The 24,308-nt window shown below is 71.8% G+C and carries 19 protein-coding genes; 8 read left to right on the top strand and 11 right to left on the bottom strand.

The window, feature by feature from the left end:
• Positions 1 to 129 precede the first annotated feature (129 nt).
• From ACIPWY_RS01945 to tatA, 6 genes are all read right to left on the bottom strand, one after another.
• Positions 130 to 1,872: a CocE/NonD family hydrolase gene (locus tag ACIPWY_RS01945; RefSeq protein WP_362901596.1), complete on the bottom strand. Its 1,743-nt coding sequence runs from the start codon at positions 1,870 to 1,872 to the stop codon at positions 130 to 132.
• Between the two features lie 201 nt (positions 1,873 to 2,073).
• Complete coding sequence (locus tag ACIPWY_RS01940; RefSeq protein ID WP_393699874.1) at positions 2,074 to 3,012, bottom strand: LD-carboxypeptidase; 939 nt, start codon at positions 3,010 to 3,012, stop codon at positions 2,074 to 2,076.
• A complete protein-coding gene (locus ACIPWY_RS01935; protein WP_393700430.1) occupies positions 3,009 to 5,015 on the bottom strand; it encodes a prolyl oligopeptidase family serine peptidase in 2,007 nt (668 codons plus the stop codon). The genes ACIPWY_RS01940 and ACIPWY_RS01935 overlap by 4 nt, the downstream gene beginning before the upstream one ends.
• An 87-nt stretch (positions 5,016 to 5,102) precedes the next feature.
• Positions 5,103 to 6,437 (bottom strand): M20/M25/M40 family metallo-hydrolase, encoded by a 1,335-nt coding sequence (locus ACIPWY_RS01930; protein WP_393699876.1) that lies wholly within the window; start codon positions 6,435 to 6,437, stop codon positions 5,103 to 5,105.
• Positions 6,430 to 7,263, bottom strand: coding sequence for a M55 family metallopeptidase (locus ACIPWY_RS01925; protein ID WP_383894434.1), 834 nt, complete (start codon positions 7,261 to 7,263; stop codon positions 6,430 to 6,432). Before ACIPWY_RS01925 ends, ACIPWY_RS01930 begins: the two co-directional genes overlap by 8 nt.
• A 112-nt stretch (positions 7,264 to 7,375) precedes the next feature.
• Complete coding sequence (tatA, locus tag ACIPWY_RS01920; RefSeq protein ID WP_393699878.1) at positions 7,376 to 7,564, bottom strand: Sec-independent protein translocase subunit TatA; 189 nt, start codon at positions 7,562 to 7,564, stop codon at positions 7,376 to 7,378.
• A 114-nt stretch (positions 7,565 to 7,678) separates the two neighbouring features.
• On the opposite strand from tatA, the gene ACIPWY_RS01915 reads away from it, so the two are divergent.
• From ACIPWY_RS01915 to ACIPWY_RS01905, 3 genes are all read left to right on the top strand, one after another.
• A complete protein-coding gene (locus ACIPWY_RS01915; protein WP_393699880.1) occupies positions 7,679 to 9,208 on the top strand; it encodes an LCP family protein in 1,530 nt (509 codons plus the stop codon).
• 123 nt (positions 9,209 to 9,331) lie between these two features.
• Positions 9,332 to 9,598, top strand: coding sequence for a GlsB/YeaQ/YmgE family stress response membrane protein (locus ACIPWY_RS01910; protein ID WP_362901585.1), 267 nt, complete (start codon positions 9,332 to 9,334; stop codon positions 9,596 to 9,598).
• A 54-nt stretch (positions 9,599 to 9,652) separates the two neighbouring features.
• On the top strand, positions 9,653 to 10,060 hold the full coding sequence (locus tag ACIPWY_RS01905; protein WP_383894442.1) for a GNAT family N-acetyltransferase: 408 nt from the start codon (positions 9,653 to 9,655) through the stop codon (positions 10,058 to 10,060).
• Here the strand turns inward: ACIPWY_RS01905 and ACIPWY_RS01900 are convergent.
• The 4 genes from ACIPWY_RS01900 to ACIPWY_RS01885 all read right to left on the bottom strand — a co-directional run bounded on the left by ACIPWY_RS01900 (position 10,057) and on the right by ACIPWY_RS01885 (position 16,578).
• Positions 10,057 to 10,779 (bottom strand): class I SAM-dependent methyltransferase, encoded by a 723-nt coding sequence (locus tag ACIPWY_RS01900; RefSeq protein ID WP_393699883.1) that lies wholly within the window; start codon positions 10,777 to 10,779, stop codon positions 10,057 to 10,059. The genes ACIPWY_RS01905 and ACIPWY_RS01900 overlap by 4 nt on opposite strands.
• Positions 10,780 to 10,907: 128 nt before the next feature.
• Positions 10,908 to 13,334: a SpoIIE family protein phosphatase gene (locus tag ACIPWY_RS01895; RefSeq protein ID WP_393699885.1), complete on the bottom strand. Its 2,427-nt coding sequence runs from the start codon at positions 13,332 to 13,334 to the stop codon at positions 10,908 to 10,910.
• A 156-nt stretch (positions 13,335 to 13,490) separates the two neighbouring features.
• Positions 13,491 to 15,902 carry an MFS transporter gene (locus ACIPWY_RS01890; RefSeq protein WP_362901577.1) on the bottom strand — a complete coding sequence of 804 codons (2,412 nt, stop codon included), beginning with the start codon at positions 15,900 to 15,902 and terminating at the stop codon, positions 13,491 to 13,493.
• A 232-nt stretch (positions 15,903 to 16,134) separates the two neighbouring features.
• A complete protein-coding gene (locus ACIPWY_RS01885) occupies positions 16,135 to 16,578 on the bottom strand; it encodes an SRPBCC family protein (protein ID WP_362901575.1) in 444 nt (147 codons plus the stop codon).
• Between the two features lie 134 nt (positions 16,579 to 16,712).
• Between ACIPWY_RS01885 and ACIPWY_RS01880 the strand changes: the two genes are divergently transcribed.
• The 3 genes from ACIPWY_RS01880 to ACIPWY_RS01870 all read left to right on the top strand — a co-directional run bounded on the left by ACIPWY_RS01880 (position 16,713) and on the right by ACIPWY_RS01870 (position 20,093).
• Positions 16,713 to 17,759, top strand: a complete 1,047-nt coding sequence (locus ACIPWY_RS01880; protein ID WP_362901573.1) for an Rv2578c family radical SAM protein — start codon at positions 16,713 to 16,715, stop codon at positions 17,757 to 17,759.
• A gap of 134 nt (positions 17,760 to 17,893) precedes the next feature.
• Positions 17,894 to 19,465: an alpha/beta hydrolase gene (locus ACIPWY_RS01875; protein ID WP_393699888.1), complete on the top strand. Its 1,572-nt coding sequence runs from the start codon at positions 17,894 to 17,896 to the stop codon at positions 19,463 to 19,465.
• Positions 19,466 to 19,523: 58 nt separating this feature from the next.
• A complete protein-coding gene (locus ACIPWY_RS01870) occupies positions 19,524 to 20,093 on the top strand; it encodes a GNAT family N-acetyltransferase (RefSeq protein ID WP_393699890.1) in 570 nt (189 codons plus the stop codon).
• Positions 20,094 to 20,159: 66 nt separating this feature from the next.
• Here ACIPWY_RS01870 and ACIPWY_RS01865 read toward each other — a convergent pair whose 3' ends face one another.
• Positions 20,160 to 20,741: an adenylosuccinate lyase gene (locus ACIPWY_RS01865; protein ID WP_362901568.1), complete on the bottom strand. Its 582-nt coding sequence runs from the start codon at positions 20,739 to 20,741 to the stop codon at positions 20,160 to 20,162.
• Positions 20,742 to 21,096: 355 nt separating this feature from the next.
• Between ACIPWY_RS01865 and ACIPWY_RS01860 the strand changes: the two genes are divergently transcribed.
• Positions 21,097 to 22,902, top strand: coding sequence for a 3-hydroxyacyl-CoA dehydrogenase family protein (locus ACIPWY_RS01860; RefSeq protein ID WP_393699893.1), 1,806 nt, complete (start codon positions 21,097 to 21,099; stop codon positions 22,900 to 22,902).
• Positions 22,903 to 23,029: 127 nt separating this feature from the next.
• A complete protein-coding gene (locus ACIPWY_RS01855) occupies positions 23,030 to 23,866 on the top strand; it encodes a TetR family transcriptional regulator (RefSeq protein WP_362901564.1) in 837 nt (278 codons plus the stop codon).
• Positions 23,867 to 24,308: the final 442 nt, after the last annotated feature.

Here is a 24,308-nt window from a genome sequence, read left to right as displayed (position 1 = left end):
TCCGTCGGAGCGACGCGTGCCTTCCCCGCCCAGCATGTGCAGCCGGGCGGGGTTCGCGCACGGCGGCATGTCCCTGTGGGGTGGAGTCTGCGGGCCGTACGGGTGACGGCCCGCAGACCCCGGGCGGCCCTACTGTCCGACGACCGGCAGCTCCAGGACGCCGGTGTCCTCGGGCGAGCTGGTGACGGTGACGGGCTTGATCCCCTTGTTTCCGCCGTACGCGTCGTCGCTGGCCGCGATGACGAACTGGAGGCGGTGCCCCGCTTCGTAGCGGTGGACGATGCCGGGCAGTGACACCGTGAAGGAGCGGGTCACGTCGGGCACGCGGACCGGTGCGACCAGGCGGTGGACGAGCGTCTTGCTGCCGTCCGGCGCGATGTCGTACAGCTTCGCGAAGAGGACGAGTTTGTCGGCGGCGTCGTCCGAGTTCTGGACCCGTTCGGTCTTCGGTGAGACGACCTTGAGGGTGGCCTTCGGGGAGCCCACGACGTCGGTCGTGCGGGTCAGCGGCTCGCTGGTCCAGCCCAGGTAGGTGCCCGCGGTGTCGCGCGGGGCGGGGTCGGGGAGGCCGATCAGGCCGGCGAGGGAGGATTCGGAGTGGCTGGTGGGGATCAGCCAGTTCCGGTACTCGCGGCTGCCGCGCGCGACCTTCGACCGGTTGTCGACGAGCTTGCCGTCGCCGGACAGATACAGCTTCCGGCTCAGCGCCGGGACGCTCTGCGCGGTGGCGTAGGTCTGGTTCGGGTCCGTGATCCAGTCGCGGTAGTAGGCGAACGTGGGCCCGGTGTCGACGTCCTTCTTGTGCTGGAGGTAGCGGTCGAACCAGGCGAGGATCCGCTTGCCGACGTAGGAGGTCTCCAGGTTGCCCTGCGCGAGGTTGAGTTCGCCGCTGGCCGGATCGGTGAGGCCGCCACTGTGGCCCCAGGACTGCCAGATCATCTTGGTGGTCGTGCCCTGCGCCTTGAGGGTCCCGTACGTGGCCTGCGCCTCGTTCAGGTTGAAGAGGCTGTCGGACTGGCCCTGCACGAGCAGCGTCGGCGCCTTGACCTGCTTCAGGTACGAGACCGGGGAGACGCTGCGCGCGTAGTCCAGCATCGGTCCCGCCTTGCCGGACGGGTAGCGGCCGGAGTTCAGGGTGCTGATCGTCTCGCAGGCGTCGGTGACGAAGTGCAGGCAGGTCAGCTTGTTGATCCGGGACGGGTCGAGGGACGGTTCGAGGAGGGGCTGACCCTCACCGATCAGGTAGAAGCCGTTGGTCCACTGCCACTTGAAGGCGCCGGGGACGGAACGGTCGGCGGCGTTGTTCGGGTCGAGCGAGTACGCCAGGTCGTTCCACGTGATCATCGGGACGAGGGCGTCGACCCGGTGGTCCACGGCCGCGGTGGCCAGCTGGATCGCGCCGCCGTACGAGCCGCCGATCATGCCGACGCGGGGGTCGCCCTTGCCGTCCTTGGTGACGTAGTCGGCCTTCGTTCCGTCGTCGGCCGCGCGGGTCCCGGCGAGGAAGTCGACGAGTCCGGAGGCCGCCGCGCCGTCGATGCGGGGGTCGTCGAGGGAGACGAGGCACCCCGACTTGCCGAAGCCGAGCCCGGAGTAGACGAGCCCGACGTAGCCGCGCGCGGCGAAGGCCTTGCCGATGGCGTCGGTCGAGCCGTCCGACTTGCTGCCGCCGAAGCCGTTGGTGGCGAGGACGGCGGGTGCGGTGTGGGTGGCGTCGACGGCGGCGGGCCGGTAGAGGTCGGCGTCGACGACGCAGCTGCGGCCGCCGGCCTGGACCGTGAACTTCAGTGCGGTGACGGTGTATTCGCCCGTCTGCTGCGTCTGCGGTGCGGCGTTCGCGGGGGCGGCGAGGGTGAGAGGCGCGGCGGTCATGGCGCCGAGAGCGAGGGCCAGCGGCAGTGGTGATCGCGGTCGGGATCGGGGCACGGCACGGGACACGGCTACCTCCACGCTGAGGAAGACCCACCGGCTACCGACCGGTAAGTCTGGGCGTGGTCATGTTGTGACACGTGTCATACGCGGGTCAATCACCGTGACGCGTGTTTCTTGACGAAGATTCAGCAAGCGAACGATTCAGGCCAGCGCGGGCACATCCAGGGTCAACGTCCCCGCATCCGCGTCGAGTTCACCGGGAATACCGAACGGGATCGTCAGCGCCCCCTCGCAGTGCCCGAACCCGAACTCCTCGGCGATCGGCACACCGAGCCCGCCGAGCCGGTCGGCCAGCAGCACCCGCAACCCGTCGTACGCGTCGCACTCCTCCCAGGACCCGAGCAGGATCCCCGAGACCCCGTCCAGCCATCCGGCGCGCAGGAGTTGGGTGAGATAACGGTCGATGCGGTACGTCTCCTCGCCGGTGTCCTCCAGGCACAACAGCCCGCCCGCGGCCGACGGACGGGCGTGCGGGGCGCCCAGGTCGGCGGCGAGCAGACAGAGGCAGCCGCCGAGCGTGACGCCGCGCGCGGTGCCGCCCACGAGCGGCCGTCCGCCGCCCACCGACGTGATGGTCTGTACGGTCTCCGGTGCGAAGAGCGTGGCCTTCAAGTGGTCCTGCGCGCGGGCGCTCTTGAGGAAGTCGGCCGCCGCGACCATCGGCCCGTGCAGGGTCGCGAGACCGAGCCGGGCGGCGAACGCCTCGTGCAGCGCCGTGATGTCGCTGTACCCGACGAACACCTTGGGCCCGGCGGCCCGCATCGCGTCCCAGTCGAGCAGGTCGGCCATGCGCTGTGCGCCGTAGCCGCCCCGGGCGCACAGGACAGCGTCGACGGACGGGTCGCACCAGGCCCGCTGAAGGCCGTCGGCCCGCTCGGCGTCACTGCCGGCGAGGTAGTCGAACTGCGCGTGCACAGAGCGGACTTGGGGCTCGACGACGGGCTCAAGACCCCAGCCGAGCAGGATGTCGAGACCTGCCTCGAGCCGGTCCTCGGGCACGGGTCCACTGGGCGCGACGACGGCGACGCGTGCTCCGGGGGCGAGGCGTGCGGGGCGGGTCAGCGGGGCGGGCGACGTCACTTGGACAGCTCCAGTATGGGGATGCCGGTCGGATGCAGGCCGAACACCTGGGCGTACAGGGAGAGTTCCGACTCCAGGACGCGGATCATGGTGTCTGCGCGCCGGAACCCGTGGCCCTCGCCCTCGAAGGCGATGTAGGCGTGCGGGACGCGCCGGCCCTCCAGGCGGGCGAGGAACCGCTCGCACTGCGCGGGCGGGCAGATCACGTCGTCGAGGCCCTGGAGCAGCAGGAACGGTGCGGTGAGCCGCTCCGCGTGCTCGGCCGGCGAGCGCTCTGCGTACCGCGCGGGCACCTCGGCGAGCGGCCCGACGAGCGACTCCAGGTACTGGGACTCGAAGTCGTGGGTCTCACCGGAGCCCCAGGCCGTGAGGTCGAGGATGGGGTAGAGGATCGTGCCGCAGGCGTAGACGTCGGTGCCGGTCAGGGACGCGGCCGTGGTCCAGCCTCCGGCGCTGCCGCCGCGGATCGCGAGCCGGTCGCGGTCGGCGGTGCCCTCGGCGGCGAGCGCGAGCGCCACGGCGGCGCAGTCCTCGACGTCGACGACGCCCCACTGTTCGCGCAGCCGGTTGCGGTAGGCGCGGCCGTAGCCGGTCGAGCCGCCGTAGTTGACCTCGGCGACGCCGATGCCGCGCGAGGTGAAGTAGGCGATCTCCAGGTCGAGTACGAGGGGCGAGTGTCCCGTCGGGCCGCCGTGGGCCCACACGACGTAGGGCGGCAGTTCGTCGTCGGGCGCGGCGTGGGTGGGGCTGTGCGGCGGATAGATGTGGGCATGGACGTCCCGGCCGTCGGGGCCCGCGAAGGTGCGGATCTGCGGCTCCGGGTAGTACGCGGGGTCGACGGCGTCGGTGTGCGCGGTACCGACGACGCGCGCCCGGCCCGTACGGGTGTCGAGCTCCACGACCTCGTGGCCGGTGCGCGGGCTGGCCGCGATGCCCACGACGCGGGTGCCGTGCACGGCGAGGGAGGGGCTCCACTCGGTCCAGGGTCCTGCCGTGTCCACGACCTCGCCGGTCGCCGGGTCGAGCACGCCGAGCGCGGTGGCGCCCGCGCCGTGGACGACGGCGATCAGGCCGCTCTCCAGCGGGGCGAACCAACCGTGGCCGATCTTCCAGAGCGGTCCGCCGAACTCCTCCTCACGCGGGCACAGGGGTCGCGCTTCGCCGTCCGGAGCGACGCGGTAGAGGTTCCACCAGCCGCTGCGGTCGCTGGAGTAGACGAGGGCGCCGTCCGGCGCCCACTCCACCTGCGCGACGGACTCGTCGGGCCCGCCGAACGCCGTCCTCGCCCCGCTGAACGTGCCGTCCCCGGCCACGTCGGCGACGACCAGCTCCGTGCCGTCCCACGGCATGCGCGGATGGTCCCAGCCGAGCCAGGCGGCACGCCGGCCGTCGGGTGACAGGCGCGGCCCGGTGACGAACCGGTGGCGCCCGTCGGAGAGTTCACGCAACGCGGCGCGGTCCTCGGCCGCGCCTCCGTCGAGCGGCACGGCGGCGATGACGCGGCGCACGTCGGTCGGCCCGTCCCCGGTGAACTCCTCCAGGACGCACCACACCTCGCCGCGGTCGAGGTGGATCCGCGGATCGGCCCAGCGCAGCCCGCCGCCGACCGGCGACACGGGCGTCAGGGGGCGGGGTGCGGCGCCGGGGGCGTCGGGCTCGTAGGCGTAGAGGCGCTGGTCGGCGAAGTCGACGAAGACCACAACCGGGCCGAGCGGATCCCCGGGGCGCGCGGCGCCCGCCCACGGCAGGCCGCCGTACTCGATGACGCGGCTGCGCACGTTCCACGGCGCGGGCAGCACGGCGTGCTCCGTGCCGTCGGCGCGCCGCCTGACCAGGGCCCGGCGGCCGGCCTCGGCGGGGCGGGGCTCGGTCCACCACGTCTCGTCGCCGACGAAGCCGACGTACTCCGGCTTCCCGTCGTGCGCGGCGGCGAGCGCGGCCGTGATCGGCGACGGCCACGAGCCGTACTCCTGGATCAGCACCAACTTGTCCACGTCCCCCATGACTTCAGAGGCCCCCATGTTCTCCACCTGCGTCGCCATTTCCTAGACCGTCTCCCGAACCGCTTGCCGAAACCTGCCCGGCGGCGTCTACGCGGACCGCAGGAAGCGGTCGAGGACGCGGACACCGAAGTGCAGCGCCTCGACCGGGACCCGCTCGTCCACGCCGTGGAACAGCGCCTGGTAGTCGAAGCCCTCGGGCAGCTTCAGCGGCGCGAAACCGTAGCCCGTGATGCCGAGCCGCGAGAACTGCTTGGCGTCGGTACCGCCCGACATGCAGTACGGCACGACGTGCCCCTCGGGCGCGAACTCCTCGACGGCCGCGCGCATCCCTGCGAACGTCGGCGAGTCGACCGGCGCCTGGAGCGCGACCTCGCGATGCTCGAACTCCCAGTCCACGCCGGGTCCGGTGAGCCGGTCGAGGGTCTCGCGGAACTCGTCCTCGCCACCCGGCAGATACCGGCCGTCGATGTACGCGGTCGCTTCGCCGGGGATCACGTTGATCTTGTATCCGGCGGACAGCATCGTCGGGTTGGCGCTGTTGCGGACGGTCGGCGCGACGAGAGACGCGGCCGGGCCGAGCTTGGCGAGGAGTTCGTCGGCCGAGAAGTCCGGGGACCCCACGCCCGCGTCGATCCCGTACAGGGCGGCGAGTTCGGTGAGCGCGGCGGCCACGGTCGGGGTGAGCCGAACCGGCCACGTGTGCGCGCCGATCCGGGCGACGGCGGCGGCGAGTTCGGTGACGGCGTTGGCGTGGTTCACCTTCGAGCCGTGGCCCGCCTTGCCGTGCGCGGTGAGCCGGAGCCAGCCCGTGCCGCGCTCGCCCGCCGCGATCGGGTAGATCTGCTTGCCGTAACCGTCGTGGAAGGTGAAGGCGCCCGATTCGCTGATGCCCTCGGTGCAGCCGTCGAAGAGGCCGGCGTGCTGGTCCGCGAGGAAGCCGGAGCCGTCCTCGGCGCTCGCCTCCTCGTCGGCGGTGAAGGCGACGACGATGTCCCGGCGCGGGCGCACACCGGCGCGGGCCCACTGCCGCACGACCGCGAGGATCATCGCGTCCATGTTCTTCATGTCGACCGCGCCCCGGCCCCACACGACCCCGTCGCGGACCTCGCCGGAGAACGGGTGCACGCTCCAGTCGGCGGCCTCCGCGGGGACGACGTCGAGGTGGCCGTGGACGAGCATCGCGTCGGCGGACGGATCCGTGCCGGCGATACGCGCGACGACGTTCGTGCGCCCCTTGGTGCGCTCCAGGAGGGTCGGCTCCAGGCCCGCCTCGGCGAGCTTCCAGGCCGCGTACTCGGCGGCCGGGCGCTCCTGGCAGTCACCGCCGCCCCGGTTCGTGGTGTCGATGCGGATGAGTTCGGACGTGAAGGTCACGACCTCGTCGAGCGCCTGGTCGTCTACCTGAAATGCCTGGTCAGCCATACTGTTCCTCTACCGCGGCCGAGACGATCGTGGTGACCGCCTTGAAGGTGCGGATGCCGTCGTACATGGTTTCGTTCGTGTAGGAGATCCTGCGCTCGCCGGTGCGCCGGACGCCGGGCACCACCGTCGCGGCCATCGACAGATGCTCGGCGTCGAATTCGAGCTCGATGGTGAACGGGCCGCCCTGGACGGGCTCGTGGCGCACGGCGAGTGCCGCCGCCTCCCGCGCCGCGTCCCTGATGTCGGCGGCGGTCCTCTTCGGCGTACGGCAGACCGCCGCATACCGGGACACATGATCCTTGACCGCGACCTTGCGGGCCTCGGGCGCATAGCCGAGCGCGTCGTCGCAGGCGAGGTCGTCGCCGGTGACGAGGACGACGGGGACGCCGTACTCGGCGACGACGTGCGCGTTGAGGAGGCCCTCGCTCGCCCGTACGCCGTTGATCCAGACGCCGGTGATGGAGTTGGCCAGATACGTGTGGGCGAGAACGCCCTCCATGCCGGCGCCCGCGTGGTAGCCGATGAAGGCGATGCCGTCGACGTCGCCGTGCTGGACGCCTTCGACCATGGAGAGCGACTTGTGGCGGCCCGTGAGCATCTCGGCGCGCTCGTCGAGCTGCTCCAGGAGCAGATTGCGCATCGACCAGTGCGCCTCGTTGATGAGCACCTCGTCGGCGCCCCCGTCGAAGAAGCCGAGCACCGCGGCGTTGACGTCCGAGGTGAACATGGACCGGCACCGCTCCCACTGCGCGGTCCCGGGCAGCACGTCGCCCGGCCAGGTCACGCCGGTGGCGCCCTCCATGTCGGCGCTGATGAGGATCTTCATGGCGCATCACCGTACGCGTCGAAGAACGCGCAGGCCAGAGCCGCTCGGAGAGCCAGAGGTCCAGTCCACCGAAAGGCGGCGGTCAATCCTTCGACCAGGGGGATTTCTTCCGTCAGGACGCGGCCGGGTCCCGGCGTTCCTCGGCCTCGTCCGACTTGATGGCCCGCGTCTCGCTCTTGAGGATCCGGAGCGACTTTCCGAGCGCACGCGCCGTGTCCGGCAGTTTCTTCGAACCGAACAGGACGATGACCACGATCGCCACGATGAGCAGGTGCCAGGGTTCCAGACCGTTGCGGAACATTTTCGCCCCACCCTTCGTCTCTTCGGATGAGGTGTGCGCCACGGAAGGCACCCACCAGGAAGATTGCTACATTGCGCAACTGTACAACCCCGGACCCGAGTGAGGGCGCACCCCATGGCAGGCACCCGTGAGCAGTCGGCACCCGCGCGCCGGGGCGGCAGCGCCAGGTCCGCGTCCGCCGCACGCGCGGCGCGACCGAGGCGCGGCCGCCTGCGGTTCACGCTCGCGATAGCCCTGTCCCTCCTCGTCCTGCTGACCGGGGGCGTGGGCTGGGTGTACCTGAAACTCGGCGGCGACATCAACACGTTCAGCGCGGACGGCATTTCCGGCGACCGCCCGGACGGCGACTCGCAGGGCGAGAACGTCCTCGTCATCGGCTCCGACGCCCGCACCGGCGGCAATGAGGCGCTCGGCGGTGGCGACAAGGGCGACATCGGCCGCTCGGACACCGCGTTCCTGCTGCACGTCTACGCCGACCATCGCAACGCCGTCGCGGTGTCCGTCCCGCGCGACACCCTGGTCACGATCCCGCCCTGCAAACTGCCCGACGGCAGCTGGACCAGGACGCGGCCCGACACGATGTTCAACGCCGCGTACTCGACCGGCGAGACCGCCCGCGGCAACCCCGCCTGCACGCAGAACACCGTGGAGAAGCTGACGGGCCTGCGCGTCGACCACACCGTCGTCGTGGACTTCAAGGGCTTCGCCGCCCTGACCGACGTCGTCGGCGGGGTGAAGGTGTGCCTTCCGCAGGCCATCTACCAGCGCGACCTCAACCCCCATCGCACGACCCCCGGCAAGCTCCTGTTCCCACGCGGCGAGCAGAGCGTCTCCGGGCAGAAGGCCCTCGACTACGTCCGCCTGCGGCACGGCATCGGCGACGGCTCCGACATCGGCCGCATCAAGCGCCAGCAGGCCTTCGTCGGCAGCCTGATCAAGGAGATCAGGAGCAACGGCCTGACGCCCACGAAGCTCCTGCCGCTCGCGAACGCGGCCACGCGGTCGATGACCGTCGACCCCGGCCTCGGCTCCGCCGACAAGCTCCTCTCCTTCGCGATGTCCCTCAAGAACGTCGACCTCCACAACACCAAGTTCGTCACCATCCCCTGGCGCTACGAGGGAAGCCGCGTCGCGGTCGTCGAACCGGACGCCGACGCCCTGTGGGCGTCACTCAGGCAGGACCGGACCCTCGACGGGAAGGACGCCAGCGGCAAGAAGGGCGCCGGCCCGGCCGCCTCCCCCAAGGCCTCCGCCGCGCCGAATCCGGGGGACGGCATCCGCGTCACCGTCTACAACGGAACGACCGTCATGGGGCTGGCCGCCCAGGCCGCGCGCGCCCTCACGGACGACGGGTTCACTGTCACGGGCACGGCGACCGCGAACACCCAGAACCAGGCGACCACACTCATCCAGTACGGCCCCGGCGAGAAGGCGCGAGCGGGCACGCTCGCCCAGCGGTTCCCGGGCGCGCGCGTCGAAGAGACGTCGACGGCGGGCATCAGGGCGATCCTCGGACAGGACTACGCGGCCCATCCGTCGGCCGCCGCCACGGCGTCACCGGAGCCCACCGCCGTACCGTCCGACGTCTCCGACCAGGCCCGTTCCGCCGACGACAGCCTGTGCTCGAACCTCTCCTACGGATGACGCGCCACGGCCGGATGCAACCGACCGGTCCCGTACGACGTCTTCACCTCTGTCTGTACAGTTGCGCAAATTCGCAACGCACAAGCACAAGCACCACTCATCACCGAGGGGAACGACGCACACGTGGGCATCATCAGCTGGATCATCCTCGGCCTCGTCGCCGGAGTCATCGCCAAGGTCCTGCTCCCCGGCCGCGACCCGGGCGGCCTGATAGGCACCACCCTCATCGGGGTCGCCGGCGCGTTCGTCGGCGGCTGGATCTCGTCACACTTCCTCGACCGCCCGATCGAGAACCAGTTCTTCGACGGCACCACCTGGATCGCGGCCATCGGCGGCTCGCTCGTGCTGCTCATCGGCTACCGCCTGCTCTTCGGCAACTCGCGCGACTGACGGGCCGGTCGATCCCCCATGGGCCCCGGCCCGCCGGCGTCCCCGTCCGGGCCGGTGTGCGTCACGAGCATCGCTCCCCGTACGGCGCGCGGCGCCGGTGAGGTGCTGCTCCACGACGAGCGCGGCACGCTCGTCGGCCAGGTCCGCTTCCGCCTGTGCGCACCGTGCCGCACGGGCCGGCTCCTCGGCATCTGGATCCTGGAGTCCCGCCGGCAGGAGGGGCTGGGGCGGCGCGCGGTGCGGGTCGCGCTGGCCCAGGGCCACGGCTACCGCTGGAACACCACCCTCCAGACCCGCCCAGGGCGCGGCTTCTTCCTCGCGGTGACCGCGCACGACGGCGTCCCGCTCCCGCGCGGCCGGCCGCTCTGCCCGCACCTGATGGGCCCGCTCGGCAAGGCCCTGCGCCGCCTGGGTCTGCGGCGGCCAGGGTCTTGCGCCGAAGCGCCGGACGAGAGGCCCTAGTGCGCCCGCCCCACGACGAGCCATCGTGACGGAAGCTCGATGCGAGTGCCGTCGGACGCGTACTCGGTGGTGGTGAGCGGGAGTTCGCCGCTCGCGAGCACATCGAGCCCCGCCGAGCGTACGTAGTCGAGGACCGCCGCGTCGGACACCTCACCGGGTGCGATGCCGTGTGCGAAGACCGGTGCCAGCTTCGCCGGCGGGCCCGTGGGGCTCTGCGCGAGAGACATCAGGACGGGCCGGGCGGCCTCGGCGAGCTCCACGACAAAGGCCCGGCCGCGCTCGCCGACGAGCGCCGCGATGCCGTCGATCACCGGCTGGCGGTCGTCGGGCTCGCACTGGTGCAGCACACCGCGCATGTACACGTTCGCGTCGCCGAGTTCGGCGTGCAGCTGCCCGGCCTCGGTCCGCTCGGTGGCGTCGAGCTGCCGGAAGTCGGCCTGGCCCGCTGGGTCGGCGCGGCGGGCATGGTCAAGGGCAGCGGCGGAGAGGTCGGCGCCGACCACGCGCGGGTAATGGCCGGCGAGGAAGCGGGTCTGCGTGCCGTTCCCGCAGCCGAGGTCCACGACGGGCAGCCCGGCCGCCAAGTGCGGCTCGAACAGGGCGAGATGGACACCCGCGACGAGGGCGGGCTCGGCGTCCCAGAAGACTCCGCCGGGTTCGCCGGGGGCCTCGCGCCAGAAGCTCTCCCAGGCGTCCTTGTACCGACTCGTCACGCTCATCTGCAACTCCCGGGGTGCGGTGGCACGGCAAGATCGGTCTACCGCGCCCCGGACCCGCCCACAAGCACCCGGCGCATCCCTTCACGCCGCATTCGATACGTGTACGGCCGCCGCGCCCGTACGCCCGACTACGGCTTCGGCAGGGCCAGTTCGAACCACACGGTCTTCCCGGAGCCGGTGCCGCTCGTGCCCCACTCCCTGGCGAGCGCGCTCACCACGTGCAGGCCGCGCCCGAACTCGTCGCCCGGACCCGCGTTGAGCAGCGTCGGCAGCCGCCGGTCGTCGTCCTCGACCTCGCACACGAGGGTCCCCGAGCGCACCAGACGTACCTCGACGCTGCGGGTACGGGCGTGCCGCACGGCGTTGGCGACCAGCTCCCCCGTCATCAGTTCCGCGGCCGTCGTGAGCGCGCCGAGGCCCCAGGCCGTCAGCTGGTCGCGGACGAGGGCGCGTGCGCGGGGCACTTCGGCGGGGTCGGGGGTGACGCTCCAGTGGGCGACGTCCTCGGGCGCGATGCCGTTGAGCCGGGCCATCAGGAGGGCGACGTCGTCCTTGCGTCCGCCGCGAGTGTTCAGGGATCTGATGATGGTGTCGCAGGCGGCGTCCATGGAGGCCGCGGGGTGGGCGGCGGACTCGCAGAGCGTGGCGAGGCCGACGCCGATGTCCTCGCCGCGCACCTCGACGAGGCCGTCGGTGCACATGACGAGCCGGTCGCCGGGCGCCATCGGGACGCGGACCGACTCGAAGGGGACTCCGCCGACGCCGATGGGGGCGCCGGTGGGCAGTTCGAGGAGTTCGCTGCGGCCGTCCTCGGCGCGGACGAGGACCGGCGGGATGTGCCCGGCGTTGGCCAGCTCCAGCTCGTTCCCGATCGGGTCGTAGACCGCGTAGAGGCAGGTCGCGAGGTAGTGCTCGCCGAGGCGCTGGGCGAGGTCGTCGAGGTTGCGCAGGAGCTGGGCGGGCGGCAGGTCGAGGGCGGCCATGGTCTGCACGGCGGTGCGCAACTGGCCCATCATCGCCGCCGAGTTGAGCCCGTGCCCCATGACGTCGCCGACGACGAGGGCGGTCCGCGAGCCCGGGAGCTTGATCGAGTCGAACCAGTCGCCGCCGACGCGGCCGAGGAGGGTGCCGGGCAGATAGCGGGTGGCGATGTCGCAGCCGGGCATGCGGGGCTCGATGCGCGGCAGCATGCTGTCCTGGAGGGTCTCGGCGACGCTCTCCTGGTACGTGTACATGCGGGCGTTGTCCAGGACGAGGCCCGCGCGGGCGGCGAGTTCGGCGCCGGTGACGCGGTCCATGTCGTTGAAGACCGGGCGTTCGCGGTGGCGCAGCAGGATCATGAACCCGAGGACGACGTTGCGCGCCTTCAGGGGCACCACCAGCATCGAGCGGTGGGTGATGAGCGGCCTGATGTCGCGCTTTTCGAACTGCGACGCGATCGCGTTGCCCATCTCCTCGGTGATGCGCGGGACGAGGACGGGCTGCCCGGAGGTCATGCACTGGAAGAACGGCGTGTGCGCGGGGAACGGCATGGACTCGCCGACGGGGACGACGTCGTCCCAGCGGCCGGGCTCGTCCGTGTGCTCCAGGGCGACGCGGTGCCACATCGTGGTCGCGTCGGGCGGGCCTTCGGGGAACCCCTCGCCCGCGACGACCTGTTCGCGCAGATAGGTGCCCGCGACATCCGTGAAGCGCGGTACGACGGCCCGGCTGACCTCGATGATCGTGCGGGACAGGTCGAGGGACGAACCGATGCGCCCGCTCACCTCGTTGAGGAACTCCAGGTGTTCGCGGACGGCCGCGTACTCCAGGTCCCCCGCGATGTCCGCCTCGTCGTCGGGTGCGCGGCGCGGCGCGGGCAGTCCGGCGGCGGCCGCGCGGGCCGCCTCCTCCCTGCGGGCCTTGCGCTCGGCGCGCCGGGGAACGCCCCAGTCGGCGGTGACCGGGACGCGGTCGTGCAGGCTGAACTCCAGGACGGGATAGCCCAGTTCGAGCACCTGGGAGACGATGCGGGCGCTCTCGCCGACGCTCATGCTGGGCAGGATGGCGGGGAGTCCACGGGCCAGCTGGTCGGCTCCGGGGAAGTCGGTGTGCAGGGCGAAGCCGGGCGCGATGCGCTCCATCGGGTGCCCGTCGGGCACGTCGTCGGCGTGCAGCCGGCCGACGTCGGCGGCGAGCACGAGCAGCCTCTCGGGGCCTGGGCCGACGAGCGGGTAGGCCCACCACAGGACGTCGATGCGCTCGCGGCGCGGGGCCTCGAGGCGGGCGCGGCCCGCGGCGGGGTAGGACGCCCGCCCGTCGAGCGAGGACTCCAGGTCGGGGCCGGTCCCCTCGTACGCGCCTTCGGGGTCCGGCCGCCCGTCGGGCAACGCGCCGGAGACGGGCAGCAGGTCGGTGGCGGGGCGGCCGACGGCTTCCTCGCGCGCGGGGCCGAAGAGGCGGCGCGCGCCGGTGCTCCAGTGCGAGACGAGTCCGTCGCCGTCGACCACGACGACCGCCAGGGGTACGCGGCCCGGCACGGGGCTCTGCGAGGCCGTCCCGGTGCCACTGTGCATGGCCTGCGCTCCCTTCCCCGCGCGGCGACCGAGCGTCATTGGTTCGGCCCTTTCCCGTTCCACCGTACGCGGTACAGGGGTACAGGGGGCTGCAACCACCGAATTGAACGGGCACGGCGCGCCGTTGGGGCCGGGCGCTCCGCCCGGCCCCAACGCTCAGTCCTCGTGCCCCAGTTGCAGGTCGCGTTCCGTGCGGCCGCCGCCCGCCATGTGCAGCACGGTGGCGACCGGCGGGTAGCCGGCGGCGATCACGGTGTACTCGCCCGACGACAGGTCGACGAAGCGGAAGGTGCCGTCGATACCGGTGGTCAGGGTGTCGACGACGTTGCCCGCCGCGTCGAGGAGGGTGACGCGCGCGTCCTCGACGGGGCGTCCGCCGCCGGCTCTGACCGTGCCGCGCAGCACGGCGCCGCCCGCGAGTTCGACGTCCTGGCGGGTCTCGCGCGCGGCCATCACGGTGACGGGGAGCGCGGCGGGACGGAATGCGGGCGCGCTCCCGGCGAGCGTGTACTCGCCGGCCACCAACTCCGTGATGACGTAAGTGCCTTCGCGCCCGCTGCGGGTCGTCGCGACGACCTCGCCGTGCACGTTGGTCAGGGTGACGGTGGCGTCGCGCACGGGCGCGCCGTCGGCGGTCAGCACGCTCCCGGCGAGCCGTCCGGCGCCGCCGAGGACGACGTCGAGGTCGACGGGCCGCTCCCCGACGGTGACGGTCACGGCCTGGGGCTGGTGTCCGCCGGCCGCCGCGATCAGGACGTAACTGCCGGAGCCGGGCGTCGACAGCGCGTACCGGCCGTCGTCGCCGCTCGCGCCGCGCCCGATCTGCTGGCCGCCGACGTCGATGAGGGTGAGCGCGGCGCGCGGCACCGCGGTTCCGTCGGCGTGCTGGACCATGCCGCAGACCGGCACTCCGGCGCCGTACGCGGTCCGGGCCTGGGTCGGGACGGAGGCGGTGTCTCCGCTCGGGGCGCTGTGGGGGGCGGCACTGGACAACAGGGGTGTCTCCTTGAGGAAGAAGGCGATCACGAGGCCGAGGACGAGCACCGGGACGAGGTAGAGGAAGATCCGGGGCATCGCGTCGGCGTACGCCTGGATGTAGCCGTCGCGCAGCGCGGGCGGCAGGGCGTGGACGAGCTGCGGGGTGATGGACTCCGGGTCGGGCAGGCCGGCCCCCTTGGGCAGCCGGTCCGCGAGGGCGTCGGCGAGCCGGTCGGCGAAGAGCGTGCCGAAGATCGCGGCGCCGACGCTGCCGCCGATCTGCCGGAAGTAGTTGTTGGCGCTGGTCGCGGTGCCGAGGTCGGCGGGGCGTACGGCGTTCTGCACGGCGAGGATCAGGACCGGCATGATCAGGCCGATGCCCGCGCCGAGTACAGCCATGTAGAGGCTGTAGTGGAGCCGCGGGGTGTCCACTTCGAGACGGGACAGGAACCACATGCCGACCGCCGCCAGGGCCCCGCCGAGGATCGGGTAGATCTTGTAGTGCCCGGTGCGGCTGATGAGTTGGCCGGAGACGATCGAGGCGATGACGATGCCGCCCATCATCGGGAGCATCAGCAGCCCGGACTCGGTGGCGCTCGCGCCGTCGACCATCTGGAGGAAGGTCGGCAGGTAACTGGCCGCTCCGAAGAGGGCGATGCCGATGACCATGCCGACGAGGCCGGTGATGTTGAAGACGGGGTCGCGGAACAGCCGCAGCGGGATGATGGGTTCGGCGGCGAAGTGCTCGGCGACGAGGAAGAGCACGGCCGTCACGGCCGCTCCGGCGGCGAGCCCGAGGATGACGCGGGAACCCCACGCGTATTCCGTGCCGCCCCAACTGGTCAGCAGGACGAGGCAGGTGGAGGCGGCCGCGAGCAGCAGGGCGCCGAGGACGTCGAGCTTGGCCTTGGCCTCGGGCCGGGGCAGTTTGAGTACGACGGTGACGACGGCGAGCGTGACCAGGCCGAAGGGCACGTTGATGTAGAAGCACCAACGCCAGGTGAGGTGGTCGGTGAAGTAGCCGCCGAGCAGCGGGCCTGCGACGGACGCGAGGCCGAAAGCGGCGCCGATGAGGCCCATGTAGCGGCCGCGTTCGCGCGGCGGCACGATGTCCGCGATGATCGCCTGTACGCCGATCATGAGTCCGCCCGCGCCGATGCCCTGGACGGCGCGGAACGCGATGAGTTCGTCCATGTTGCGCGACCAGCCGGCCAGTGCGGAGCCGACGACGAAGACGGCGATCGCGAACTGGAAGACGCCCTTGCGGCCGAAGAGGTCGCCGAGCTTTCCGTAGATCGGCAGGCCGATGGTGGCGGTCAGGAGATAGGCGGTGATCGCCCAGGACATCTTGTCGAGGCCGTGCAGCTCGCCGACGACCTTCGGGAGCGCGGTGGCGACGATCATCTGGTCGAGCGCGGCGAGCAGCAGCGCCAGCATGAGCCCGACGAAGACCATCCGCACCCGGCGGGGGCTCAGGCCGTGGTCGGGGAACTGCTGCTGCTCCGTGGCCGGTTGGGGCTCGGGGAGCGGGGGCGGTTCCGTCGCCGGCACCGCCCCCGGCTCGTTCGTCACCAGCGTCGTCGTGCCCACCTGTCGCTCCCCTCGTCGCGCCTGCGCCGCATATTTCTCGCATTACGCGACAACTGCGGGCAAGCGCGACGAGCGGCGGCTCCGGCGGGCTCCAGGCGCGAATGCGCCGGTGGGAGCCCTACGGCGTACAACCGCGCGCGAACGGAAAACCACTCGAAACGGTGAGCACTACATCGGGGTGCAACATCGTGATGCAGCACATCGGGTGCAGCATCGGGGCACTACATCGGGGTCACTTCTCCAGCTCGGCGGCGAGCTTCGCGAGGACTGCGTCGTAGATGCGGCCGAGACCCTTGGGGGCGAAGGTCTTCTCGAAGAAGCCGCCGATACCGCCCGCGCCGTTCCACACGGTGCTGACGACGACGCGGGAGGCGCCCTCGCCGGCGGGGGTCACACGCCAGGTGGTGACCATCGAGGAGTTGCGGTCCTTCTCGACGAGCTCGCCGTCGGTGGGCTCGCTGACCTCGAGGAGGCAGTCGCGGATCCGCTTGCTCGTGGCCTGGAGCTTCCAGTGGACGAGCGTGCCCTCGCCGTCGCCGCCTTCGCGGACCTCGTACTCGCTGAAGTGCTCGGACAGCAGCTTCGCGCGCGTGCCGCTGTAGTCGGCGAGCGCGTCGAATACGTCGTCCGGCTTGGCGGCGATGACCCGCTCCGTGATGGCCTCGACCTGCGCCATGGCACTTCCTCCAGCAGTCGGTGTTCGAGAGAGGGCCCAAGCCAACCACCCTCCGCATCGGCCGCCAAAATCGGGGTCGCACGATCAAGGGAACATGTGTTCTATTCTGTGCCCAGTGCTAGCTAGGAGGCGTCATGCGCTGGGAGAACCTCGCGGAGAATCCCGCCGAAATCCCGACAGGGAGGGTCAAGGACGCCGCGCTGTTCGGCGCGGACACCGTGACCACCCGCACCTTCGACACGCCTGAATTCGCCGGCGTGACCTTCCACGAGATCCGGGCCAGGTCGATCGTGAACCGCGTGCCCGGCGCCTCCCGCATGCCGTTCGAGTGGACGGTCAACCCCTACCGGGGCTGCACACACGCGTGTGTCTACTGCTTCGCCCGCAAGACGCACAGCTATCTGGACCTCGACACGGGCCTCGGCTTCGACAGCCAGATCGTCGTGAAGGTGAACGCGCCGGATCTGCTCCGCCGCCACCTGGCCTCGCGCCGCTGGCACGGCGAACACATCGCCATGGGCACGAACGTGGACTGCTACCAGCGTGCGGAAGGGCGCTACCGGCTGATGCCGGGAATCATCGAGGCGCTCAGGGACTACGCGAACCCGTTCTCGATCCTCACGAAGGGCACGCTGATCCTGCGCGACCTCGATCTGCTGCGGCAGGCCGCCGAGGTCACCGAGGTCGGCATCTCCGTGTCCGTCGGCTTCGTCGACCACGAGCTGTGGCGGACCGTCGAGCCGGGCACGCCCGCGCCACAGCGTCGCCTGGACGTCGTACGCGCACTCGGCGAGGCCGGCATCGGCTGCGGGGTCCTGATGGCGCCCGTCATCCCGTTCCTGGGTGACCATCCCGGGCAACTGCGGGAGACCGTGCGGGCCGTCGCGGCGGCCGGAGCGACCTCCGTGACCCCGCTCGTGCTGCATCTGCGGCCCGGGGCGCGCGAGTGGTTCATGTCCTGGCTCGGGCACCACCATCCGCACCTCGTGCGGCGCTACGAGCGGCTGTACGCGGAGGGCGCGTACGCCCCGAAGTGGTACCAGCGCCGGATCACCCGTCAGGTGCACGAGCTGGCGCAGGAGTTCGGCATCGGCCCCTCTCGGGGACAGGCCCCGCGCCGGCTGCGCGCACACCAGGAGCCGGAGCCCGCCCCCGCCGCCACCCAGCTCACGCTCCTCTGACCCAGCTCCCCCGGACACGTACACGCCAATCGGGTCAACTCTCCGCAGAACAGGACGTTTCCGGCATGGATTCGGGGACCATGCCGCGGGGGCCGCGCGCTCGCGGCCCCGAACCCTCCGTCCTGGGAGGCCCGATGAAGAAACACACAGTCGCCATGTGCGGTGCCGCCACCGCGGTGGCCGGCCTGCTCGCCGCGGCCCCGGCCGCCGCGGCCCCGACCCTTTCCGCCCACCGCGCAGCCCTCGCCTGGAGGGACTGCGCCACCGAGAAATACCCGAAGCTCCAGTGCTCCACGGTGCGGGTGCCCCTCGACCACGACCACCCCGGCGGCGAACAGATCACGCTCGCCCTGTCCCGCGTCCGGCACACCGCGAAGACGTCGCAGGGCCCGCTCCTGGTGAACCCCGGAGGACCCGGCGGCAGCGGCCTGACGCTGGCGGGCTTCGTGGCCCGCGAGCTGCCGAAGAGCGTCGCCGCCCAGTACGACGTCGTCGGCTTCGACCCGCGCGGCGTCGGCAAGAGCAAACCGGCCCTGAACTGCCGGCCCAAGCACTTCGCCGCCGTGCGCCCGCCCAGCGTGCCGTCCACCCCCGCGATCGAGCGCGCCAACCTCGCCCGCGCGCAGGCGTTCGCGAAGGCGTGCACCACGAAGTACGCGAACGTGCTCCCGTACTTCGACACGGGGAGCACCGTCAGGGACATGGACGCGATCCGCGCGGCGCTCGGTGCACCGAAGCTCAGCTACTTCGGCTACTCGTACGGCACCTACCTCGGCGCCGTCTACGCCAAGCTCTACCCGCAGCGCGTGCGGCGCCTGGTGCTCGACTCGATCGTCGACCCGGGCGGTGTCTGGTACGACGACAACATGGCGCAGGACCACGCGTTCAACGCCCGTCACCAGGCGTTCCTCGCCTGGGTCGCGCGGCACGACGCGACGTACAAGCTCGGCAAGGACCCGGCGAAGGTCGAGGCCGAGTGGTACGCGATGCGCGACGCGGTGCGGAAGAAGCCTGCGGGCAAGAAGGTCGGGGCCGCCGAGCTGGAGGACACCTTCCTGCCGGGGGGCTACTTCAACGGCTACTGGCCTTATCTGGCCAAGGCGTTCGCGGCGTACGTGAAGGACAAGGACCCGAAACCGCTCGTCAAGACGTACAAGGAGTTCGGCGCCGTCGACGCCTCGGGCGACAACGGCTACAGCGTCTACACGGCCGTACAGTGCCGCGACGCCGGATGGCCGCGCGGCTGGAACCAGTGGCGTGACGACAACTGGGGGGCGTTCGAGAAGGCGCCCTTCTCCACCTGGAACAACGCCTGGTACAACGCGCCGTGCGCGTTCTGGCCGACGAGCCGGCTGGCCCCGACGGACGTGTCCAACGACAAGCTGCCAGCGACGCTGCTCTTCCAGGCCACCGACGACGGCGCCACGCCCTACGAGGGCGGGGTCGCCGTCCACCGCGAGCTGCGCGGCTCCAGCCTGGTGGTCGAGCAAGGCGGCGAGAACCACGGCGTCAGCCTGAGCGGGAACGCCTGCCTGGACCGATACCTGGCCGACTACCTGCGGTCCGGGAAGGTACCGCGCGGCAACGGCGAGGCCGACGCGACGTGCAAGAAGCAGCCTGAGCCGAAGCCGCTCGCGAAGAAGGCCGCCGGTCCGCCCCCGTCGCGGGGCGTGCGTCTGCACGGGCTGCTGGGCTTCCGCGGCTGAGCGGTTCCTGTCTGCAACACCCTGGCAGGGGCGGTGTCCGCCGGGTCACGATGGGCGCATGAGCAACCTTCGGACCCACGGCACCGCCCCTGCTCCCGTCCCGGCACAGGAGATCCGCGTCCGGGACATGGCCGACGCCGACTGCGAGGCGGTGGCCGCGATCCGGATCCGCGGCTGGCGGACGGCGTACGCGGGTCTGATGCCGGCGTCCTACCTGGCCGCGCTGAGCATCGAGGAAGACGCGGCGCGCCGCCGCGAGCGTCTCGCGCAGGCCGGTTCGTCCGTGGTGAACGTGGTCGCCGAACGCGCCGGCGACATCGTCGGCTGGGCCTGCCACGGCCCGTCCCGCGACGACGATCTCCCGCCCGGGGAAGCCGAGTTGTACGCGATCTACGTGCACGACGGCCAGCTGTCCACGGGCGTGGGCCGCACCCTCCTGCACACCTGCCTGGACCGCTGCGCCGACGCCGGGTACGAGCGGATAAGCCTGTGGGTGCTCAAGGGCAACGCCCGCGCCCGCAGGTTCTACGAGCGCGCCGGGTTCACCCCGGACGGCGCCGAGGAACCGTACGAGGTGGACGGGGAACCCGTACCGGAAGTGCGCTACGTGCGCGCTGTCCGCCGCTGACGCCCGGACTTCGATGCTCGGACTTCGCTGCTCGGACTTCGCTGCTCGGACTTCAATGCCCGGACTTCAGCTCTCACGCTGCACGGGCAGTCGCGCGAGCGCGCGTACCGCGGCCTGCGCGAGGGCCGGGTGCGCGAGGGCCGCGGTCAGGGCCGGCCGGGCGCGGGCGTCCCCGAGGCCGCCGAGCCCCTCCACGCACGCGAGCGCGACCGCGCGGTACGGGTCGCGGGGGCCGAGGCGCCGCTCCAGGGTGGTGATGAGTGCGGGCGCGGACTCGGGAGCCCGCAGCGCGGCCAGGAGCCGCACCGGGTGCAGCGCATAGGCGACCCGCAACTCGTTCGTGGCGAGCGCCGCGGCCGCGCGCGCGGTGCGGGGGTCGCCGAGCGCGGCCAGGGCCTGCGCGGCGGTGGCACAGCGTGCCGGGTCGCGGTGGTTGAGGAGCAGGACGAGCGCCTCGAAGGCCCGGCGGTCCCCCGCCACTCCGAGGCGGTACGCGGCCAGCTCCCGCGCCCACAGCTGCTGCCCGGGCTCGGTCAGCACGGCCGCGAGCTCGTCGACGTCGCCGGTCGCCGCGAGGCGGTCGAGCAGCGGGGAGGCGCCCGACTCGGTTCGTAAGCGCTCCGTGACCGATCGCAACTCTTCGTCCATGCCGTCCAGCGTAGACAGGCGGCGGGCCCCGGCGACGTAGATCACAGAGACTGATGAACGCCGAGGGCTGGCGCGCTCATTACTCGCGGGTTAACCTCAAGTGAGCGGGGCACACTCCCCGCACCCCACTCCTGGCGGCCTGGTGACGCAGCCGCCGAGAGTGTCAGTCGGTTCGGTGCCTCAGGTACCGCAGTACGGCGCGGCTCCGGGACAGAGCCCCGCCGGATCTCCATCTCACCGATTCACCGGACGCCTGTGTGCGTCGCGTCCGGACTCGAACTCCCGCACTGCGTACGCCCGTCGGCGTATCCACGTGCGCCCCTCAGTCGTCACTCCTCCCTCCTGGAGTCCTCAGATGGACGCTCCTCTGTCCCCCGCATCCCCGGCCACCCTCCCGACCGTCGCGGTCGTCGGTCTCGGCACGATGGGCACCGGCATCGCCGAGGTCCTCGCCCGCGCCGGCCGTGAAGTCATCGGTATCGACGTCAGTGAGGCCGCCGCCGCACAGGCCGTCGCCGCACTCGAGGCCTCGACGGCGCGTGCGGTGCGCCGCGAGCGCCTCACCGAGGACGAGCGCCAGGGCATCCTCGCCCGGTTCCGCACCTTCACCGACCTCCAGGCCGCGGCCGACGCCGATCTCGTCATCGAGGTGGCCCCCGAGTCGTACGACATCAAGCAGCAGATCTTCCGGGATCTCGACGCCGTCGTGCGGCCCGAGACGATCCTCGCGACCGGCACGAACGCCCTGTCCGTGACGCGCCTCGCCGCCGACTCGGCCCGCCCGGAGCGCGTCCTCGGGCTGCACTTCTTCAATCCGGCGCCCGCGATGAAGCTCGTCGAGGTGGTCTCGTCGGTGCTCACCGCGCCCACGGCCGTCGCGGCGGTCACGGATCTCGCCATCGAACTGGGCAAGGAGCCCGTCGCGGTGGGCGACCGGCCCGGCTTCGTCGCCGACGGCCTGCTGTTCGGCTACCTCAACCAGGCCGCCGCGATGTACGAGGCGAAGTACGCCTCGCGCGAGGACATCGACGCCGCGATGAAGCTCGGCTGCGGCCTGCCGATGGGCCCTCTCGCGCTGCTCGACCTCATCGGGGTCGACACCGCGCGCAGGGTCCTCGACGCCATGTACGCCGAGTCCCACGACCGCCTCCACGCGCCGGCGCCCGTCCTCAAGCAGCTCAGCGAGGCGGGACTGACCGGCCGCAAGTCGGGGCGCGGCTTCTACACGTACGCGGAGCCGGGCAGCTCAGAGGTGGTGCGGGACGCGCTCACCCCGCTCGCGGGTGAGGTCGTGGACGGCGCGCGCACGATCCGCTCGGTCGGTGTCGCGGGCTCCGGGACCATGGCGTCCGGCATCGCGGAGGTCTTCGCGAAGGCGGGCTACGACGTGGTGCTCGCCGCCCGCAGCGAGGAGAAGGCCGAGAAGGCCAAGTCCCGTATCGGCAAGTCTCTTTCGCGCTCTGTCGACAAGGGCCGCATGACCGCGGAGGCGGCGGCGCAGGCCCTGGACCGGATCACTCCGGCTGGTACGTACGACGCCTTCTCGGATGTCGACCTGGCCCTCGAAGCCGTCGCCGAGGACCTGGAGATCAAGCGGGAGCTCTTCTCGACGTTCGACAAGGTGTGCAAGCCGGGCGCCGTCCTGGCCACCACGACCTCGTCACTGCCCGTCGTGGCCTGCGCCCGCGCGACCTCGCGCCCGCAGGACGTGATCGGCATGCACTTCTTCAACCCGGCCCCCGCGATGAAGCTCGTCGAGGTCGTGCGGACGGTGCTGACCGGCGACGACGTGCACGCCACCGTCCGCGAGGTGTGCACGAAGATCCGCAAGCACCCGGTGGACTGCGGCGACCGCGCCGGCTTCATCGTGAACGCGCTGCTGTTCCCGTACCTGAACAACGCGATCAAGATGGTGCAGGAGCACTACGCGACGCTCGACGACATCGACGCCGCGATGAGGCTCGGCGGCGGCTACCCGATGGGGCCCTTCGAGCTCCTCGACGTGGTCGGCCTCGATGTCTCGCTGGCCATCGAGAAGGTCCTGCACCGCGAGTTCCGCGACCCGGGCCTGGCCCCCGCGCCGCTGCTCGAGCACCTGGTGGCCGCGGGCTGCCTCGGCCGCAAGACCGGCCGCGGCTTCCGCGAATATGCCCGGCGCTGACCGGCCCACGGGCGGCGGCACCGGACGGCCCACGGACTGGGGCGGGCTGCTCCGGCCGCCCGCCCTCACTCCCCCCGCCCGGGACCCGGGCGGGGGGAACCCCGCTCGGGCGCACGCCACCGCCCGTATGCAGTACGTTCATGGCATGTCCAAGGCCGCCAAGTCCTCCCGTACGACGCCCACGCCCGACGCTCCGGAGAGCGCCGCGGGCTCCCGCGCCGCCGCCCAGCGGCTCAAGATGCGCCGGGAACTGGCGGCCGCGGCGATGGAGCTCTTCGCGACGAAGGGCTACGAGGCCACGACGGTCGACGAGATCGCGGCCGCGGCGGGCGTAGCCCGCCGGACCTTCTTCCGCCACTTCCGCTCCAAGGAAGAGGCGATCTTCCCGGACCACGACGACACCCTGATCCGGGTGGAGGCGGTCCTCAACGCGGCACCCGCGCACGAGCATCCCCTCGACACGGTGTGCCGCGGCATCAAGGAAGTCATGAAGATGTACGCGGCCTCGCCCGCCGTCGCCGTGGAGCGCTACCGCCTCACGCGCGAGGTCCCCACGCTGCGCGAGCGCGAGATCGCCTCGGTGGCCCGCTACGAGCGGCTGTTCACGCGATATCTCCTGGGCCACTTCGACGAGCACGCCCACCACCACGGCAATGACGACCCGCTGCTCGCCGAGGTCGCCGCGTCCGCCGTCGTCACCGCCCACAACCACGTGCTGCGGCGCTGGCTGCGGGCCGGCGGCCGGGGAGACGTGGAGAACCAGCTCGACCACGCCTTCGCGATCGTCCGCAAGACGTTCGGTACGGGCATCGGGGCGGGCCGGGACATCACCACCACCGCCGCCACCACGCCGGCGGCCTCGGTGAGCACCGGGGGTGACGTACTGGTCACCGTGGCGCGTACGGACGCGCCGCTGGACGAGATCATGGAAACGATCGAGAAGGCGCTCCGGGACCGCGGCTAGACCCTGGGGCGTTCCCGGCAGGGATTCCATGAACTGCGCCCCACTCAGAGGCTATTGACGCCTCATCAGGAAACCCGCACGTGCGGCGCTCCCCGGCAGCCCGACTGCCCGGCCACCCGGCTACCCGGACCCCCGCTCGGCGAGCACCGCCGCCCCAGCGAGCTGTCCGGCCGCGAGGCGCGCGATCCGCGCGTCACCCGCCCTCACCCCCTCCGAATCGCCCGCGCCGTGGGACCTCCCGGAGGCTCCGCGACCCCGCGTCGCGGCACCTCCCGGAGGCCGCCGTGGACCCCTCGTAGGTCTCAGCAGGTCTCCTGCAGGGCTCCTGAAGGGCCTCCACAGGGCCCCTGCGACGCATTCCCGAGCCGCCGATGGCCTCCGGTGCCACGAGCCGCACCACCCCTGACCTGCACTGATCGATCATCGCTCAAAAATTAGTGGC

Origin of the sequence: Streptomyces sp. NPDC090032 (genome assembly GCF_044748025.1) — a bacterium.
Taxonomy (GTDB): domain Bacteria; phylum Actinomycetota; class Actinomycetes; order Streptomycetales; family Streptomycetaceae; genus Streptomyces.
The sequence above is the reverse complement of the archived record's forward strand: the minus strand, read 5'-3'. Positions and strand labels throughout refer to the sequence as shown.